18 protein-coding genes are annotated in these 18,776 nt (G+C 47.0%); 15 read left to right on the forward strand and 3 right to left on the reverse strand.

The window, feature by feature from the left end:
- Positions 1 to 38: 38 nt before the first annotated feature.
- From GK091_RS13725 to GK091_RS13740, 4 genes are all read left to right on the forward strand, one after another.
- Positions 39 to 734 carry a hypothetical protein gene (locus GK091_RS13725; protein ID WP_164038928.1) on the forward strand — a complete coding sequence of 232 codons (696 nt, stop codon included), beginning with the start codon at positions 39 to 41 and terminating at the stop codon, positions 732 to 734.
- 19 nt (positions 735 to 753) lie between these two features.
- Positions 754 to 1,215, forward strand: a complete 462-nt coding sequence (locus tag GK091_RS13730; RefSeq protein WP_164038931.1) for a hypothetical protein — start codon at positions 754 to 756, stop codon at positions 1,213 to 1,215.
- A 23-nt stretch (positions 1,216 to 1,238) separates the two neighbouring features.
- Positions 1,239 to 1,604, forward strand: coding sequence for a hypothetical protein (locus tag GK091_RS13735; protein WP_164038937.1), 366 nt, complete (start codon positions 1,239 to 1,241; stop codon positions 1,602 to 1,604).
- 235 nt (positions 1,605 to 1,839) lie between these two features.
- Positions 1,840 to 3,876 (forward strand): hypothetical protein, encoded by a 2,037-nt coding sequence (locus tag GK091_RS13740; protein ID WP_164038940.1) that lies wholly within the window; start codon positions 1,840 to 1,842, stop codon positions 3,874 to 3,876.
- Between the two features lie 249 nt (positions 3,877 to 4,125).
- On the opposite strand, the gene GK091_RS13745 is transcribed toward GK091_RS13740, so the two are convergent.
- On the reverse strand, positions 4,126 to 4,671 hold the full coding sequence (locus tag GK091_RS13745) for a hypothetical protein (protein ID WP_164038944.1): 546 nt from the start codon (positions 4,669 to 4,671) through the stop codon (positions 4,126 to 4,128).
- Between the two features lie 924 nt (positions 4,672 to 5,595).
- Here GK091_RS13745 and GK091_RS13750 point away from each other — a divergent pair.
- Together GK091_RS13750 and GK091_RS13755 are read left to right on the forward strand one after the other, a co-directional pair.
- The gene (locus tag GK091_RS13750) at positions 5,596 to 8,649 is read left to right on the forward strand and encodes a coiled-coil domain-containing protein (protein ID WP_164038946.1); all 3,054 of its coding nucleotides are present in this window, start codon (positions 5,596 to 5,598) and stop codon (positions 8,647 to 8,649) included.
- A gap of 300 nt (positions 8,650 to 8,949) precedes the next feature.
- On the forward strand, positions 8,950 to 9,657 hold the full coding sequence (locus GK091_RS13755; RefSeq protein ID WP_164038953.1) for a hypothetical protein: 708 nt from the start codon (positions 8,950 to 8,952) through the stop codon (positions 9,655 to 9,657).
- Positions 9,658 to 9,771: 114 nt separating this feature from the next.
- On the opposite strand, the gene GK091_RS13760 is transcribed toward GK091_RS13755, so the two are convergent.
- Complete coding sequence (locus tag GK091_RS13760; protein WP_164038958.1) at positions 9,772 to 10,107, reverse strand: hypothetical protein; 336 nt, start codon at positions 10,105 to 10,107, stop codon at positions 9,772 to 9,774.
- A gap of 89 nt (positions 10,108 to 10,196) precedes the next feature.
- Between GK091_RS13760 and GK091_RS13765 the strand changes: the two genes are divergently transcribed.
- From GK091_RS13765 to GK091_RS13800, 8 genes are all read left to right on the forward strand, one after another.
- Positions 10,197 to 11,480 (forward strand): ATP-dependent Clp protease proteolytic subunit, encoded by a 1,284-nt coding sequence (locus tag GK091_RS13765; RefSeq protein ID WP_164038963.1) that lies wholly within the window; start codon positions 10,197 to 10,199, stop codon positions 11,478 to 11,480.
- Positions 11,481 to 11,540: 60 nt separating this feature from the next.
- On the forward strand, positions 11,541 to 12,602 hold the full coding sequence (locus tag GK091_RS13770; RefSeq protein WP_164038967.1) for a hypothetical protein: 1,062 nt from the start codon (positions 11,541 to 11,543) through the stop codon (positions 12,600 to 12,602).
- A gap of 57 nt (positions 12,603 to 12,659) precedes the next feature.
- Positions 12,660 to 13,247, forward strand: a complete 588-nt coding sequence (locus GK091_RS13775) for a hypothetical protein (protein WP_164038972.1) — start codon at positions 12,660 to 12,662, stop codon at positions 13,245 to 13,247.
- A gap of 202 nt (positions 13,248 to 13,449) precedes the next feature.
- Positions 13,450 to 13,932 carry a hypothetical protein gene (locus GK091_RS13780; RefSeq protein WP_164038978.1) on the forward strand — a complete coding sequence of 161 codons (483 nt, stop codon included), beginning with the start codon at positions 13,450 to 13,452 and terminating at the stop codon, positions 13,930 to 13,932.
- Between the two features lie 5 nt (positions 13,933 to 13,937).
- Complete coding sequence (locus GK091_RS13785; RefSeq protein WP_164038980.1) at positions 13,938 to 15,185, forward strand: hypothetical protein; 1,248 nt, start codon at positions 13,938 to 13,940, stop codon at positions 15,183 to 15,185.
- Positions 15,148 to 15,681, forward strand: coding sequence for a DUF6712 family protein (locus tag GK091_RS13790; protein WP_164038983.1), 534 nt, complete (start codon positions 15,148 to 15,150; stop codon positions 15,679 to 15,681). The genes GK091_RS13785 and GK091_RS13790 overlap by 38 nt, the downstream gene beginning before the upstream one ends.
- Before the next feature lie 27 nt (positions 15,682 to 15,708).
- Entirely contained in the window at positions 15,709 to 16,185 is a 477-nt protein-coding gene (locus tag GK091_RS13795) for a hypothetical protein (protein ID WP_164038986.1), read from the forward strand.
- A gap of 160 nt (positions 16,186 to 16,345) precedes the next feature.
- On the forward strand, positions 16,346 to 16,627 hold the full coding sequence (locus GK091_RS13800) for a hypothetical protein (RefSeq protein ID WP_164038987.1): 282 nt from the start codon (positions 16,346 to 16,348) through the stop codon (positions 16,625 to 16,627).
- A 36-nt stretch (positions 16,628 to 16,663) separates the two neighbouring features.
- Here the strand turns inward: GK091_RS13800 and GK091_RS13805 are convergent, their stop codons facing one another.
- Positions 16,664 to 17,848, reverse strand: a complete 1,185-nt coding sequence (locus tag GK091_RS13805) for a tyrosine-type recombinase/integrase (RefSeq protein WP_164038989.1) — start codon at positions 17,846 to 17,848, stop codon at positions 16,664 to 16,666.
- Between the two features lie 541 nt (positions 17,849 to 18,389).
- Between GK091_RS13805 and GK091_RS13810 the strand changes: the two genes are divergently transcribed.
- Entirely contained in the window at positions 18,390 to 18,758 is a 369-nt protein-coding gene (locus GK091_RS13810; protein WP_164038991.1) for a tyrosine-type recombinase/integrase, read from the forward strand.
- The last annotated feature ends 18 nt before the right edge of the window (positions 18,759 to 18,776 follow it).

Here is an 18,776-nt window from a genome sequence, read left to right on the forward strand (position 1 = left end):
GCTGTAATAGAGAAGACATTTGCGGGGCCCTACAAACGATGAAGACGAAAACAATTACGCGCTGGACACCCGAAGAAGACCAGTTTTTGAAAGACAATTGGGCTACCATGTCCAAAACGGAGGTTGGATCTGCACTTGGTCGATCAAGGGGTGCCGTGTCTGCAAGGGTCAGTTATCTGAAATTGACTAAAACGCCAGAGCAAATCCGGGCTCTGACAAAAAAGAACCGTGTCTACACCTCCTCCTGGACCCCTGATGAGGATCAGTTTCTTCGGGACAATTGGGAGAAATTATCCAAAGCGGACATTGCCAGGGCACTCAAAAAAAACCACGCATCGAATGTTTGGCTAAGAGGTAACTCATTAGGCCTGTCCATGTCCAATGAATCAAAACGATTGATTTACGAGCAGCGTAAGAGTAAATCAGATTACTTTTTTTCACTTGAAGATGAGCAGTTCTTACGGGCGAATTACACCAAAATACCCGTTCGAAAATTATCAGAAATTCTTCACATCAGTACGAATGCCATCCATTGCAAAGCACGGCTTTTAGGAATAAAGCTCACCAAGGAAGAATGGGCCGCAAAGCGAGAAGATCCTGATTACCTACCTGACACCAACATTGTGCGATTTATAACTAAGGATCCTGATCTGGCTATCGAAATCTTACAGCATCCTCAGGTAATCCGGCTCAAGCGAATGTGCATCAGTCTGAAGAAACGAATCAAAGCTTAGTTTTTATCCCAAGGATCACATGGCAACATTTGATGCAACCTATGACCGGACCTTTGGCGCTAACGTTCTCATTGCTCCAACCACTCAAGCCGGGTGCCGGCGAAAAGGTATTTACCTTACCTGGTTAACGCTTCAGGGTGGTTGGATGAGCTGGCTGTTTGAAGGCTCGATCCAGCGCGGACAGTCGGTCGATACCATTGGCATTGCCGAGCAAGGCGGGTTGAAGTTGCAGACGCAAAAATCAATGGCACCAACAATGGTGCTGCACACAGCCAACCTCACCGAAGCCGAAGCCGACCTGGTTGGTACCATCCGTGAAAGCGTAATGATCTTCCTGTTGCCCCACAGCGATAATGATTTGGTGCAGGGTATTCGGGTAACCATACCGACGGGTGATGCTCAACTGTGGGACGACCAGACATACACCAACAATTTCACCACGGCAATCACGCTGCCTTCCCGAAAGTCGCAACGCATATAAGTTTAAAACCAATCTATAGTTTCATGAAAAAGTTAATCATTGCTCTCTTCATTCTGGCTGCATCATTTAGCGCCCAGGCTCAAACAACTAACCCATCAAGACCAACCCGCGTAATATGGCAGGGCCAAAAAAACGCGATTTACATTGCCGATTCAACGACATCGGCCATTTACCCAATCTCAGAGCTTATGGGCATAGAAGCCAATCAGGATTTTATCACAATAAGCCTGCGAAAAAAAACAATAGTCTTAAAGCCGTCCCAATTTCGAAATCAAACTTGGGAGCCCTATAGTACCTCCAGTGGGACAATGGCATTGAATCTATTCTTGTCAAGAAACGACGTTTTAAACTATTACCTCACCACTGGATCATCAGCATGGCCTAACTAAAGTTCACTGAATCGATCATGATAACAGTAAACATTCCCTATGAGATAGTGACTGGCATTTTGGGGCTTGTGATTGGCTACTCGGTCAGGTGGTTGTTTGCCAAGCCCAAACGTATTGGTTTGCCTGAACCACCTTACATTCCACAAACACCGAAGGGGCTCGAAGGACAACAGGTATTATCTGCATCCGATCGACCAAGGATTAATACAAACCGGGCAGTACCAGGATAAACATAATGGAAGACGGGCTTTACTTTCTTGGACAATGGGTAGCTGAAATTGATGTAGTCATCAATAAACAGGTGAACGACTTACAGACGCCGGTGAGCCTTCAGACTACGTATGCCAATTCATTTACGTTGCCCGACACTGGATCGATCAGGGCGCTATTACAAAACGCGGAACAAGTTGACTCAGGCGGGCGTGATCCGTATCGCCTGATTCCATTCAAGGTCATTGAAGAGGGCGAAGTCATTCATTCCGGGATGGCTTCGCTTCAAACATTTCAAGGTGGATGGAAAGTGTTGTTGGCTGGTCCGGCCAGTGATCTAACGTCACAACTGGCGGACCTGAAATTAAGCGATCTTGATTTGAGTCGGTATGATCATCCGTGGACACTCGAATCAGTATCCCGGTTTGCTGGTAAGACCGACGGTATCATTTACCCGCTGATCGACAATGGTTCCATGGACGGTGGGGTGTTTGCGCAGGACACGATTTGTCCGGCTCCTTATTTAAGCACGTTGATTCGGCAAATGCTGAAACAGTGTGGCTACAAACCAAAGGGTGACTGGCTGACTGACCCCTTTATACGTCGGATCTTTTTGCCCTTCGTTAATGAACGGCCAACTAATCATGATGACGAGTGGGTACGTGATCGATATGCACGCGTAGCGGTTCCGGACAATCCGGATCCGATTGTTCTCAAGAACGGCCACCCGATCGACCTGCTTTTACCATTCTCTGTCGACGACAAACCACTCGATGGTTTTGAGGATGGCAAGCTTGATCGGTACAAAGCTGACCGGGCTGCCTATGTATGCATCGAAGCCATGCGGGTGAAAGTTATGTCCAGCGTAACCTTTGCCAGTCTCATTCGGTATGGTGCTCCCGAGATCCGATTGATCGTCGAGCGAAACGGAAACAACGTTGGTGAAGCCTATTGGTCTGAAGCCGGCTACCTTGATCACCTGGACTATCCAGATGTACTCACGCTGGACACGTCGGTTGACTGCCGGGCCGGTGATGAGTTATGTATTCGCCTGCAGGGCAACTCAAAGACTGATATCTCAAGTTATGGCGTTTATTTTAGTAGGACGCTCCCCGAGATGTGGGCGTCTTTCGAACCTGATCCGGCAATTCATCAAGGCGATACCTGGGTAATTGGGCCTAATCTGCCGGACATGACTTGTGGTGATCTGTTTCGATCACTGGCGTTGATGTGCTCAGCTACTTATGACATTGATGAGGTAGCCAAAACCGTCGAGTTAAAAACGCTGAACAGCGTTTTCGCTAATGAAATCAATGCAACTGACCTAAGTAGCTGTATTGAAGAGAGTAACGAACCCGAAGTTTCAGTGGTACTTCAACCTTATGGCCAACGAAACCTGCTGAAGTGGCGAGCACTTGAAGAAAAGATTTATGCCGGGTATGGTGATGGTGTTATCGGTTGCGATGCGAAAAACATACCACTCGAAACGACTCTTTTCGAGATGCCCTTCTCGGCGGTAGTCCCTTCGACAAATAATGTACCTGGCTTCGGCTCACCACCCTTCATTGAAACCCGATCCGTGACCGGCTCCGGCTCGAACTTACAGGTGTCATCCAAATCAACAGCACCTCGATTGCTGCTGGCCGAACCATCAAAGCCAATAAACGCAACAGTTAACGAGGTAACGCCCGATTTAATTACAGTAAAGACGGTGATTCAGTTAACGCCCTGTTGGTGGCATGCTCGTCAGCAGCCTATCAAACTTAGCGAGAATAATTTTTCACTGGCTTTTGATCGTCCGGCCGGCCTGACGAGTTTGGAGAAAACCATCATCCAGCAATATTTTGGCGGTCTTCGACGAATCCTTCTTCGACCGAGACAACTGACGGTACCGGCCTACCTCAAACCCTGGCAATTTGCGTCGCTCGACATGTATGCCCCGGTTCGACTCAGGGCTGTACGTGCTGGATCCATCGATTTAAATGATGGGTATTACTACCTCAACAAGGTATCAAATTATCAACCAGGGATTCCCTGTTCACTCATTTTGATTGCGTATTAGAAGAATAAGTTTGCTGTAAATATTTGAAAACATAATGCCTTATTGAAGCCAAGACTTAACTAACTGATTTTTAGCCTCCTCAATAGTATAAAGGAGAGTTTCGTAGTCAGTAACCTTGTTATACATCTCGATCTCCCCACGAAAGGATATGACGCGATGAGGATGTAAAGAACCTTCGTTAGACAAGATCACTAATACTCTATCGGTATCGTTAATTTTGTGTTCTAACTCTATCATAGCTTTTCTTCATTATACTTTTTCAAGGACTGTTTTATCTATGACTGCCCTAACCTCATCGGCATAAGGATTGTCAGACCGAAAAATGCATCCGCAATAGTTATTATCGTAGAGCCTAAAACCTATGTTCTCGGCTGGCATAACGCCAGTTTCTTGCCATTCGTTAAAACGAACTCCAAATATTTCGTTTCGTTTCTTCGCATATCGGTCATCTCTATCGTCCGGTCCAGGTCTCCATACGCTTTCATTACTGCAGACGTACAGTAAAACGCGATTAGGGTTATGGGTCATATACAGATAAAGAACTTCAAAAATGGTGGGCCACACTTCGGGGTCATCAGGCAAAGATTTTCCCATCGGGTATGTTCCTTTCTTTGGACCGAAACCAAGCATCTTAGTTTCATTAACAAAAGAAGCGGATGGTACGTAGCCATCCGCTTCAGTGAAGTAAACCAAATACGTTATACCGTGAGCTGTAGTAAACGTAAAATCGTTACCGCCCGGCTTTTCGATTATTGAATAGTCCTGATGACTTGATTCTGACTCCACTAGATTCATTCGCTTTAAACGAATTTAATTTTTCTTCTCTGATGGTAGCCGCATCTTCTACCATTTTTCGAACGTTGATTACCCCGGAGGCCGCATACCTATCACTCTTAGGCGTTGGGCTTGCCAAACTTGACTTCACGGCAGGTATACACAAAACCTTTGTTACCTGATGTACTGATTGTTGAGGCCGGGAAAAACTCCAGCTTCCCGCGCTCATTTTTGCTTTGTTCATAACTCAGTCCGTTAGAGATATGATAGAATAATATGGCAACCTGAAAATTGGAATAATGCAATTATTTCGATACTAGTAATGATTCTTCAAAGTACCAGCTTCGAATCAACAACATTACTGCAACAAAACAACAACCTCTCTACAACAAGTTGACAACACAATTATAACACAATCATCGTTCGTAATTGTTCTTAATGTCTTTTTATTTCTTTTTGTTTCTTTTTATTTCTCTTCATTTCTTTTTGTTTCTTTTCATTTCTTGCTAAAACATCATCTTTCGTTTCTTCTTTATTAGTTTCTGTCTTTTAATAATCATTTTCGTTACCAGCAAACACCTTCTTGTTTATCATCAACTTCTTCAATAGATCATCCTCAAGTCTATCAGTATTACTTCAAGTTGTAACAACATCTTCGAGCAAATTTCCAAAATCTCAAATAAGTACAATTGCAGCGGGGCTATTTAGATGAGTAAATGTTTTTCTTACTGTAACGAGTTACATAGAAAATAAAGACAATGGTCTTGCAGCATTTATAAAAGCCGCGACATGAAAAAACCGTAGTTACACAAACTTGAAGCTACATACATTATAGCCACATAATCCTTAAGAGTTACATAGAAGCCAGATTTCCGCGTACCTCAACTAAGTACACATTCATAGTTATTGTCGTATGTGGTTAGCTTTCCGGCAAAGCAAACCACAATGGCAGAAGAGAAGGAGGATGAAATTATTCTTGAGGTCAAGGTTGACGAAGAGGCCGTTGAGAAGAAAATTATTGATTTGCGGAAGCAGGTCGTTGGTTTAAAAGCCGACAAGGAAAAACTACGGGCCGAAAATAAAGCGGGTACCATCACGCTTGATGCGTATGCCACGGGTATGACCAAGACAAACTTGGCCATCAATGCGGCTAATAAGTCGATCCGTGAGAATGAGCGCACGATTGAACGCGCTACCATCCAGCAACAGGCCGCATCGGGCTCACTGGTCCAGCTCAGAGCGCAGCTTTCATTATTAACCGCTGACTTCGATAATCTATCTGAAGCTGAACGGAACAATGAAGAGATTGGCGGGGTACTCAAAGACCGAATAAATGATATCACTGACGTTCTGAAAGAGCAGGAAGTTCAGACGGGTCGTACCTACCGGCTGGTGGGTGATTACGCGGGCGCCATCGAAGGGGCTATCACTGGTAACAACACATGGACGGGGCGTCTCAGGGATACGGCAGCCAGTTTAAAACAGGGTAAAGAGAATCTTACTCAGTACATTCAGGGATTAAAGGGATCGACCGAGGGCATGAACGGCGCTCAAAAGGCTTCTGTCGGTTTAGGTCTGGGTTTGAAGGCGATTGGTATTGGGCTACTTCTTCAGGCCATTGCGGGTCTAATTGCCTTCCTGAGCAAGATGGATGCCGGCATGGATAAGGTCGAGCAAGCTACGGCCGCCCTATCGGCTGGTTTTGAGAATTTGATCCAGACCATCGCGCCCATCGGTGAAGCGATTGTTGATGCCTTCACTCATCCGCTTGATAGTATCGTCAATTTTGGCAAAGCGTTACTTCATCCGATCGATTCAATTAATTCTCTGATTGATGGATCAAAGAACCTGGCCGATGAGATAACAACCAACGTTGGAAAGGCGGCCGCAGCCGCGGTTGACTACACCAAGGCCATGCAGGATCTGGGTGATGAGCAGGACGGCTTAATTGCTCAACAGGCAAGGGTCAATGCTCAGGTGGCCAAGGCGCTTCTGTCGACGAAAGATCGATCTAAAACCGAACGAGAACGCATTAAACTTTTGGATGAAGCTGGTAAAGCTGAACTTGATCTGGCCAATACCACCGTATCAATACGTCAACGGGAACTAGATGCCCTGGTTAAATTTCAGAAGTCAAAAAAAGAACTTCAGGATGCAGATCGGGTAGATCTGCAAAAAGCGCAGGCGGCCGTTATCAACGCGCAAGCCGAAACGGACCAGACCGCGCAGCAGATTCAGAACCGTCGGTCGGCCCTTCGTGAACAGGAAGCAGCCGAGGTGAAAGCCGCAGCTGATCGGGCTGAAGCGGCCGCTAAAAAACGGGCCGAAAACTTACTGGCTATCGAAGAGCGTAAGTTACTCACGGCCAAACAGCAGGGTAAAGAGACACTAGCATTTGAAGAGTCGGTCATTCGGGCCCAATTAAAACTTGATCTGGTCGGTCTTGGTAAAAATTCAGAGCAGCGTAAACTTCTGGTCAAGAAAGCCGAGGTTGACATTGCGGCAGTCAAACTAAAAAGCGCGCAAGACACTGCCGATCGTGTCAATGAGATTGAACAATCCAGGATTAGCGCTCAATTATTACTAGCACAAAAGGGTAGCCAGAAAGAATTAGAGCTTCAGAAAAAAGCGTTAACCGATCAGCTCGATTTTGATAAGGCCCGGGCGGTCGATACGATCAAAAATGAGCAGCAGCTAACGGCCAGGCTTCGTCTGCTCGATGCCAAGTACAATTCGGACACCGAGCAGCTTGACGAAAACTTTAAACGGGCCCAGATTGATCGAGCGAATGAGTTGGCCGGTAAACGGCTTGAGACCGAAATCAATCTCAGTAAAGAAACCTTCCTGGTTCAACTCGATAATCAGCGTAAGCAGATTGATCAGGAGGAAAAACATGGACTGGCGTTACTCAAACTTGACGAAGACCTGGCGCGTGAACGAGGTCAGCTTGATGAGCAGCTTCAATCTGACTTACTGGTTCGGCAAAGTGCGATCCAATCAAAGGCCATTGCCGCTCGTCGACAACTGGCTCAACAGGAAGCTGAGCGGGATCGTCAGGATGCGATTGCCCTGGCTGAAGCTAAAGTCATTGCGGCCAATGACGGATCCTTCAAAGAGTTAAAAGCTCGTAAAGAATTACTTCGTAAACAGCGTGACAATGAGATAGTCGCGGCCAAAGAGAATACCGCTGAAATCGCCAGGATTAAGGCCTCATTCCGTGATCAGGAGGAAAAGCTCGACACTGATTTCAACACCAAACTGGCTGAGCAGATCCTGTCGACGGCTAGTCTGGTATCGAGCGGCCTGTCAACGCTGTATGAGTACCAGGCTAAGGCCGCGACGAACGTTCTCGATAAGCAACAGGCCGACGCCCTGCGCTCAGCCGGTACCAATGCGGATCTGCGCAGCCGCATCGATGAACAATATCAGAAAAAGCGGGAAGCCTTAGAAAAGGAAGCAGCTCGCAAACGGAAGCGAATTGCCTCGATCGAGAATGTTATTCAGACCGCGAGTGCCGGCACGGCTGCCCTGAAGTTGTTTGCTGAAAACCCAGTACTGGGAGCGATTACCGAATTGTTGATTCTGGCGAAAGCCGCAGCGAATCAGAAACTGATCGATCAGCAGGCCTTCGCCTATGGGGGTACCTATCTCAGCGACGGTAAAGGGGCAGTGATCAAGGGACCAGGTACGGCTCAATCCGATAGTATCAACTCCCGGCTCAGTAATGGCGAATCGGTTCTAACGGCCGACGCAACGGCCATGTTTTACGACGAGCTGTCAGCCATGAATGTGCTCGGTGGCGGCCGACCCTTTCCCCAAGCTGGCGATGTGCAGATACCACAAATGGGCTTTGCCTTCGGTGGTGTGCCCAAGTCTAATGATAACAGTTTGCTAGAAGTAGTTGACGCCATTGCCAAGTTGAATATACTCGTCAACGTTACTGACATTAATCGAGTTAACGATGACCTGACAATGGCCAAAGCTATAGGTGATTATTAAATACACATACACTTATTCATTTAAGATTTAGTAGCTGTTGTTCCAATGGGCAGTTAGTATAAATATTCTATTCTTGTGTAAGCGGTAATTTCTAAACTTATCGTACTTATTTCTGCTTTGTCAAGCACTTTACTCGGTTCGTTTTCCATTTATCCATTATTCATTGCTTACTAGATTAACGATATATTACTTTGGCAGTAATTGTAAGGCTAGTCAGCCACCAACTCGCTTAAGATGCTACAGCCAGACTCTTTAAATGACCTGCTCAGCAGGGAGAAGAACCTCCAATTTTGGAATAACTTGAATGCTATTTTCAACGTCATTGTGCTGGTTCTTACATTGGCGTCAGGTGCCGCAGGCTTTTACATCAATCGCCTGTTGAGTAAAGTGAGCGATCAGCGATCAGGACTTGAAAAGCAGCTATCTGAACAGAAAATAGCCTTCTTAAACAGTAAAGCTCAAGAGTCAGAGGTTAAGATTCAACAATACGTATATGAATCGCAACAAGGCCAAAAGCAACTGACTGACAAACAGATAGAGTTAGCACATGCCCAGGAGAAGCAGGCACAGGCAGAAACGGCTCGTCTCAAACTAGTAGAAGAGATTAAGGCAAAACAGGCTCCACGAATTTTAACTGAAGTTCAAAAGTCTACACTGCATGACATACTAACAAAAGCGCCAAAGGATAGATTCTTAGTGCGATATGAGGTCTCTGCAAACGAAGAAACTATTAACTATGCGAATCAAATAATTGAAGTAATGACAACGGCTGGCTGTAATGTAATAAATGAAGGTCCTGTCATTACCCTTATGTCTTACAAAAGTGGAGTAACAATTATGATAAGAAACAGAAGATATGAACCCAAGCATCTTGCTGTAATCTTATTCGCTTTTGATAAAGCTGGCATTATATATCAGTTGCAAGATTTTGAAAATGGGAAGACCAGTCAGCCTTTAAATCCTGCGAATGAAAATGTATGGATTTACGTAAACTCAAAACCTCAATAGTATTCTATTTTGACAATAAAACAGAATACTATTGAGGTTTTGAAGCTTCTACTTCCGGCAAAGAATCAAGTTATATTGCCTGACTGTCAAAGCTAACGATGGTCCAAATGGTCACTAAGCGTCTTTACTTTTTGCCTGGTTCAGTTTTTCCCGAATAGCGGAATTGACGAACCGGGCAATGGGTATTTCGTTGGACCGGCAATAGCTAACTACGGAGTCACGCAACTCCAGTGTAGTTTCCACAAAAAAACGGGGATATCGATTTCGCTTGGCGTCATCAATTCCGGATAAAAACTCCTTTCGTGCTCTGGAGAGTTCAGCCCGCTGCAAATCGGTTGTTTCTTCTCGGTACCGGCGCTTGTTGCCATACAGCGTTTTAATGACTTCGGTAATGGTTGTGCCGTGCTGAACTCGGACGTAAGCTACTTGTAGACGTTCGGTGGGGGTCATTTTCCGCGTACCTCAATTGGGTACGCTAATATAGCAAAATTTGTCCCTATATAACTTCACGGCTGCACAAATCCCCTCCCCTGCTAGCCGTGGCAAAAATTGCTCAAATCAACATTTCCGGGATCATCCTGCCTGAAGATTATATCTGGTGGGAAATGGAGGCCACTTCGCTTTACCGGGTCAAACAACAGATACAGGCCGCTGGTGAGTTTGATCAGATCCAACTCACCATTTGCTCACCCGGTGGGTATTGCCGCGAAGGCTGGTCCATAGTTGACTATCTCTATGGTTTGGGCAAACCCATTAACACGCTGGCTTACGGTCAGTGTGCCTCCTTCGGTACGGTAATTCATGCCATGGGAACCGTGCGCGAAACCACTAAATACTGCGAGTGGATGTACCACCGGCCGTGGGATTACTGCGCCGGCAACGACCTGCAAGTGGCCAAGTTCAACGCTGGACTGGCCAAGGAAACCCAGAAACTTTTTGGTTTCTACGCTGAGCGGTTTGCCAAACCCATCGAAGAGGTTAGCGCTCTTATTCAGGAAGATGACCTGTTTCTTGATCCGCAGGAGACGGTTGACAATGGCTTCTCAACCGCCATCTATTTACCAGGTGCAATGGCCACCCAGGCTAACACCAATTTACCCGGCTTCACCGCACCACTGGATCCCGCTAAAAAGCAGAAACCGGTGTACATGATGAGTCTGGGTGATTTAAAAATCAATCCCGATGCCCCCAAAGAAGAGGGGCCAACAGGTTCACAATCCAATCTAAAAACCAATACAATGGCAGAGAAAAAGAAGTCGCTAATGGCAGCGGCAGCGTCAATTGTGGCCTTTTTTGCCGGTGCCGATCCTAAGGCGCTGGATAATAAGCTTAAGGATGGCCGCACCCTGGTCACTGATTCAACAGGAGACACCCCGGTTATTGGCGATGACGCCACTATCGATGGGGAAGCCGCTCCAGATGGTGATTACGAACTTGAAAAAGATGGCGTCATCGTATCAGTGAAGGATGGTAAAGTGTCTGGTGTAAGCGATCCGGATGAGGAAGACGATACGGAGACCGAAGGCAGTGCTGACCCCGTTGACACGGCCACTGATGACGTGCCTGACGCGGCCACAGTAGCCGCAATTCTCAAAGAAAATAAAGAGCTAAAGGCCCAGGTATCTGCTCAGGACAAAAAGCTCACTGCACTGGAAAGTCGCGTCACGGCCGTGTTCGGAAAGTTGACCAGCCAGGATCCACAAACGCAGGCGAACCGGCAGCCTAAAACCCCTAACACTGCACAGTTATCTGACCGGGATCAGGTGCTCACCGAACACGTAGCGAAATACGCGTATAAACCTCGCGAAGAAGTCACCCAATAGTAAACACAGCCACGGAAATTACATCAATCCAGTCATCCTTTAGACAGCAACGAATTTACAATGTCCGTTATTCAAGCCCCTCACAATCTCACATTCAACGCCAAAGAAGCAACCGAATACATCTGGTTGCCAGCGATGGCGCTTACCAATCTTGAGGATTGGTTCAAGGTGTTAACCGGCGTCAATACCAAGACGCAGGTCGCATTTGCGCAGCGGCCGAGTAAGATTACCCAGCGCGATCAGGGTTGTGATCCGGTTTTCAATGATCCAAGAATTTTACGGTCAGAGAAATTCTGGGATCCACAGGCCGTAGAAGCCACCCTGAAACAGTGTTACACGGATCTGTTCGGAACATTTCACGAACGTACGCTGCGCCCTGGTACTGATCGACCTAATATTGAAGGGACCGATAGCGAAAAAGTAATTCTCGACGCCATGATCCCCGCATCGGCCGAAGATTTACTACGAATGGTCTGGCTGTCGGATCGGGACATCATTGGTAGTAGCCTGACAGCAGGTGCCGGTGATGTGAAGAACTACAACCAGGTTAACGGTTTGTGGAAAAAGGCCATTGTAGCCGTTGCATCGGGACGTACACCACGTTATGTCATCGCCAAAAACGCAGCGTCGACGACAGCCGGCCAGCTGATTACGCCCGATGACGCCTATGCGATTCTGACTGGTGTTTACTACGGCCAGAAGCTGGTCATGAAGCAAAGAGCCGACAAAGAAAAACGCTTCTTCGTTACGCGAAATGTTAATGAAGGGTACTTTCAGTGGCTCGTCACCAACAAGCAGCTGGAAAGCAATAGAGCCCTGCTGACCGACGGATCCGATGTCCTCAAATTTATGGGCATTCGACTGGAGATCGTGGATGTAGTGGATACATACCTGGCAGCTGACTTCACCTTCGGATCTGGCGCCAACACAACGATTACCAACCCAACCCGGGTGATGCTGGCCATTCGGGATAACCTTCAGGTTTCGCTCGATACACCGACCACTAACCCGGTCGTCTTTGATTCGTGGTACGAGCGCAAAGAAAAGCGGTGGTATGCGGATGCCATGTACATGCTCGATACGCAGATAGCGATTGAGGAATACATCTCGGTCGGCTACTAATCCTATCACCTGACCTGACTCCTACTTACCGGGGGTCAGGTTGCATCTACGTTAAACATGGCTTGCGATACAAAAGACCTCAAGAAAAATCTTGGCTTCACCGACTGCGATGCCCCACTGGCCAAGGGTATCGGTGAGACTATTTACATTGGCCGCTTCGCCTGGCTGGATACCCATACGCCGGATGCGAACCAGAAGAAGATTATCACCACGTTGTCACTGAAAACGGGTAAAAAGCTTTTGCGCTACAAAGGGCAAAACTATTCGAACCAGTTAACAGCCGGCTTCAGTGCTGGTGAGTACGGCAACACCATTCCCCAGGGGTTACGATACATCTTGTTCACCGCTGACGCTGATGAAGAGGCTGAACTGGATGCCCTGCTGAATCTGAACGATGTATTCGCGATCGTCAAGAAGAACGGCAATCCGGCCCGGTTTAAAATTGCCGGTTGGAAAACGGGTCTTCGGATGACGAACCTCTCGTCTGACTCCAATGATGACACGCTGAAAGGTGCCTATACCATTGAGATGTCGGCACCAGACGAGAAGACCACGTTCTATACCTTCAAAAATACGCTTGCCGGTCCTCCTGTTGTGGACAATACCGAAACGTATCTGGAAGGGTTGGCACTAGCGGTATCGTAAGATGACAGCAGCAGAGCTATTTGCGATAGTGGACCCGTGGTATAACGCGGGTTCACTATCGGACAACCTTAAACCAGTTGTTCAGGCCTTTTACACCGAACTAACCGGTGATCCTGGCGAACGATGCCGGACATGCCCCTCCTACTGGAACGATGTCCTTCACGATTTACGGGTTCACCTTTCAACCTTTGGCTATCGAGTTATGGATTTAAAGACAAAAAAATACATCATCCGGAAGGATGCTGCTTTCCTTCAGGTTCACGGCCTGCCTTATGTCTACATCAACAAGGGCGCTGGTCCCGAGTCCGACTCGGCCAAACACCTGACGGATGCTATTGCCATAAAATTGCTCGAGGAAAAACCTGATCGTGCCGAAGTGATCATTTTGAATCCCGATTACGAGGAACCGGTTGCCAAACTTCCGAAAGACCCGGGCACTGGTAAATCTAAAACAGCAGCAAAGCACAAGGGCACTGGCAAAAAGAAAGTTGATTCCGTACCTCCCGTAGCTCCCCCCGCACCAGCTGATCAGACCGACACCCAAACTGATCCGGCACCTCCAGCTGCTGCACCATCATCTGATTCTGGCAGTGACGATCAGAACGACGATGACGACCCTGCTGATGACGATGAAGGTGTCGATGAAGAAGACGAAAACAAAGATTCAGATTCTAACGATCAGTAAGCCGCATGGCTAAATCTAAGACCAGTCAACAAGCTAAAAAGCCCGATACGAAACCAACGGTGTCGGGCTTTTTAGCTTCTCCACAAGCCAAGAAGAGGGTCGACTCTAAACCAACGGTGTCGGGCTTTCTTCCGTATGGCCAGGGGGACATGTTCCCCCAGAACTTCAAAGATGCGATCGACGATTCGGATACGGCTACGGCCGCCGTTACGGCGCTAGCCGAGTTCATTATCGGTAACGGCCTTGAAGATGAAGCCCTGGCGGATTTAGTCGTTAACAATGATGGCGAAACGCTGGACCAAATTGCGGAAGGCATGGCCTGGAACATTGCCGAAGGGGAAGTCATTGTTTTGCACATCGGTTACAATGGAATGGGTCAACCCAATTCGCTTCGATCGATCAACTGGGAGCAGTACCGACACCTGGAACCCAATGAACAGGGTAAGCTGACCCACGGTGCAATCTTCCCGTTTCTGGAAAACACGTTTAAGCGGGATCTCAAAAAGAAACATACGTTATGTCCCTTATTCAATGACGATCCGGAAGTCGTGCTTTCACAAATAGCGGCCGTCAATGGGATTCATAACTATTATGGCCAGCTGCTTTACTTCAAAACGGGCCGACCCACCTCCGACTACTACGCCAGGCCTCGACTATTCGGTACAGTCAAGAATCTGGAAACAGAAGCTGAACTGACCGAGTATGATTTCTCAACGGTAACCAACGGCTTTAACATTTCGGGTATCTGGAAGCAGATAAAAAGCAAGAAGTCGCCAGCTGAAGACGGAGAAGATGACGACAGCACCGTCAGTAAACTCGAAGAGCACCAGGGCGGCAAGAACGGGGGCAAACTTTTGGTCTACGAAGCCGAGGATAAAGAAGAGCTCGACGCGGCCGGCTTTATATCGACGTCGGGGGCTGAACTCGCGAACCGGTACAATGCCACCAATGACCGGGTACCCATCCGTATTGCCCGCCGGGCCCGGGTACCCAACGAGCTGATCAACATTCGAAAGGCGGGCGGTATTGCCCCAACCGGTGAAGAGATGAAAGTGGCTTCACAAATAATGCAACAAGGCGTCAATAAATCGCAGCGCTGCATCGATATGGTCCTAACCTGGGTTATGGCCAACTGGCACGAACCCTTGCCGGTATCAAACCCAAAATACAACCTGGAGAACTTGAATTATTTTTCGGATAAGACGACCACCAGCAATGAACGAACAGACCCTTCCGTGGCTCAACCGGGCTAATTATAAGAGTCGCATTGGCGAATTCCCAGAATCGTTTTCCGTCGAAACCAAGTTAGCCAGCACGCTGGAGCGCGTAGTAGCCAGCTGGCTAACGGATCTTATCGGGCAGAAGACTGTGAGTGATATCTTGGCTGACATCAAAACCAATGTTATCAGCCAGAACAATCAACTTCCAGAGCAGTGGTCCCAATCGACTAAAGACTGGATGGCATTAATAATACCGTTCCTGGTTCATGCGAGCTGGAGCGAATTTATCGTCGTGTCAAACGTAACGATTACGGTTAACGGTCCGGTTACGGTGCACAGCGACGGATCAGATCCTATATCGGACCAGCAGCGGTCGTCGATCGCCCGGGTTCACAAAGGATACGCCGATATGTATGCCCTCAAGCTGGCCAAGAAAGCCACGTTGAATGAGTGCAGCACCGAACGTGCCGGCTCCGGCCGGCCCTCACTTCGGTCAGCTGGCGGTAAACGCCAAAGCAGATTCGACTAACCTGTCCTTAAACTGAAAATCTAACTAATGATGAGCAACCGTTCTATTCACGATCGACTCGAAGCACAGTTGAAGACGATGCACAATAAGAGTTTTATGTGCAACACCCACGTTGAAAGAGTGCTAACCTGGAAATATGAAGATGATCAGGTTTTCGTCGAAACCTCTCGACGACTAATTAACGGTACCGAGCACGAAATGCTTAAACGGCTTACTAGTCAGGAGTTCTTGGAAACAGAAGAAGAAGCTGATTATGTCAATCAGAATACGGATATCAACCCATCCGTTGAGCAGCTGGTCTCTATTCCTAAACTAAAATCACTGGAGGTCTGTGATAACTTCATGGATGCCTTAACCCGGGCTATGGATGAAGTCGAACATAACGCCGGCTTTAAAGAACAGGCTCAGGTGATGACAAACATTGCCGGTAAAGCGATTGATTACGCAAAGGTTCAGCTGGATGCGCTACGTCTAGCTAGGGATATCGTTCGTAATAGAGATTAAAAGCACTGATAAAATAAACGATACTTTATATACGTAAAGCCCTGACAACTAGCAAACGTTGTCAGGGCTTTATATTTTCCTACCTTACACGTTAAAAGTGTAAGGTGGTAGGGCAATTCTATTTGAGATTTTTAGTGGAGACGAGTAAATTTAAAAGGTTATGATGATTGAAAGATTAACTGAAGACCTTAATAGATTAGGGGCTACTTTTATGTCATTTGACACTAACGATTCATCGAAGATGGCTCAAGGTAAGATTGATTACTACGAGCCAGATGAACATGGATTGTTCTATAATAATTTATTGATGCCTTTCTTCAATAGCAACTTTGATCTTAAGGTGTTAAAGTATGTAGACCAACCAACAGATCCCTTAGATATAAGCAATCCCCACCAGTTTAAACCGCATTGGTTTTTTCAAGCAAGTTATATTGACGAATAAACGAAATTCTATTCCAGAAAAGAATATGACAAAACCTTAAATCCTCCGTTCATCATTAAGACGGGTATCGATCAGCAGTCCAAGGCCTCGCAGATATTTCATAGTGATTTTGGGGTCTGTATGTCGATTATGCCGCATCAGGCGTAGCAAATCCTTATCCTGCATGTATAAATGAACGTTACGGGTATGCTTCCAAGCATACATGGTATGATGTTCGCTAAAATTCAACTCGTTTAATACCTCCCGGTAGTAGCGGCTGAAATAATTTACGCCCACTGGCTTCGGTCCTGGCCTAGGATCGGCATAGTCACCAGCAACGCCCTTGCCTCCATTACCAAAAATATACCAGTCCGGATTAGTTTCAGTCAGGTCCATACTATTGATGACGTCGAGCAAGCCGGGTGAAATATCGACGGGTTCGCTTCGGCCTGACTTGGCGGCCAGAGCCGGAATCAATATGGTATTGGTTGCTAAGCGAATGTCCTTAATCTTTAGCATCCGGATTTCTTTAGGTCGAATGCAGGTGTAATAGAGGAATCGAATAAACTGGAGTAGCTGTTTCGCTCTAGGCGTGTCCGACTCATTCAGGTAGTGGGTGATCTTGGTGATATCATCATCGCTATACACTACGTGCGTAGCCACCTCTTCACGGAGTCGCTTGACCCCATTGGCCGGATTGATACCAATTAGACCTTCCTCCTTCCAGTACGAAAAGAAAGCCCGTATTGTGGTTAAATCAGTGTTGTGAGTGGTAGCTGAAATGTTTCTCTCTTTTCGAGCGTGATTAAAATAATCCCGAATATCTTCACGACTCATTTCACGAAGCGGTCGGTCGGTGAGATACCGATTTGAAGCCCATTTTTCGAATTGCTTCAAAATCGATTTATAGCCCGTTACGGTTTTGCTACGGAGCTGTTCAGTTTTTAATGTCAGGTATGCGTCAACGGCCTCCTTCAATGTATAGACACCACCCGCCATCTGCTCGGATTGTTCAGCAAATGGGTTGTATCCGTTTTTAAGTTTCTCGTTAATGCCTTCGATGATCAGGCGGGCAAAGTCTACCCTCTCCTTTTTGGTCTTAAACTTGTTGATGTCGTTATAGACCTTGATGCGCTCTAACTTACCAGTGTAGGGATTGACGTAGGAGTAGTAAACAAACCAGCGGGCAGTCAAGTCACCCTTCGCATTGAAAAGAACCGGCTCTTTGTATGGCTTCGGCATCTGTCCCTTTACGTGTCTCAGGTTTAGACTAAGTGACTTACTATCAGGACCTTCACTTGATTTACCGAGGCTCAACCACTCGGACACCTCTCTGTGTGACCTTTATATGTATCTGATTTACAGATAGTTATGGAGTTATTTTACTCTGTCTTTTTGTCCTTTGTCTCAGTTAGTAGCTCAGTTTAGAAATCCATCAGATGAGCTATTGAATGCGGGTGCAAAATTAACGAATGAGCCGGTCTTGTGCAAGTTGCGTGCCTGATTTGTGTCAGATATATGCAAACTTTAAGAATCTACTTTTTCTAGTACTGGGGGTTTGGCTTTGATTCTATTGTCATATCAGCATTGGAAAATACCTGAAAACGCCGAACGCTTTGCTGGGTCTGTGACTTCTGGGTGTTTTCCTACCTGTGTGACGGTGTAAACATGGCCGATATCTTCCGGCTGCGATGGAAAGACGTGGATCTGTCCAGTAACACGCTGGCTGACCTTTATTCGCGAGAAGAAGACCACCACCCGCAAGGCCAAACAGGTAAAGATCATGACGATTCTGTTCACTGAAAGCCTGGCCATACGTAATCGCTGGGCTAATCTGAGCCAGACCTTATCGGATTATTTATTTCCCTTTCTGGAGCCCGGCCTGAATGTTCATCGGCAAAAGGCCGTGATTCGCCAGCTCTTGAAACAAACCAACAAGTACATGGAGCGGGTGGGTAAAGCACTGGGCATTCAGGAAGAGGTCAACACGTATGCCGCCCGGCATTCCTTTGCCACGATCCCGCTGCGCTCCGAAGTGCCGGTTGCGTTCATTTCGCAGTCGCTGGGTCATACGAGTCTGAAAACAACGGAAGACTACCTTTGCAGCTTCGAGGATGAGCAGACCAAGAAGTACTTAAACAACCTGCTGTAGCTAGCGGCTGCGGAGTTG

The organism is Spirosoma agri (assembly GCF_010747415.1).
Classification (GTDB): Bacteria; Bacteroidota; Bacteroidia; order Cytophagales; family Spirosomataceae; genus Spirosoma; species Spirosoma agri.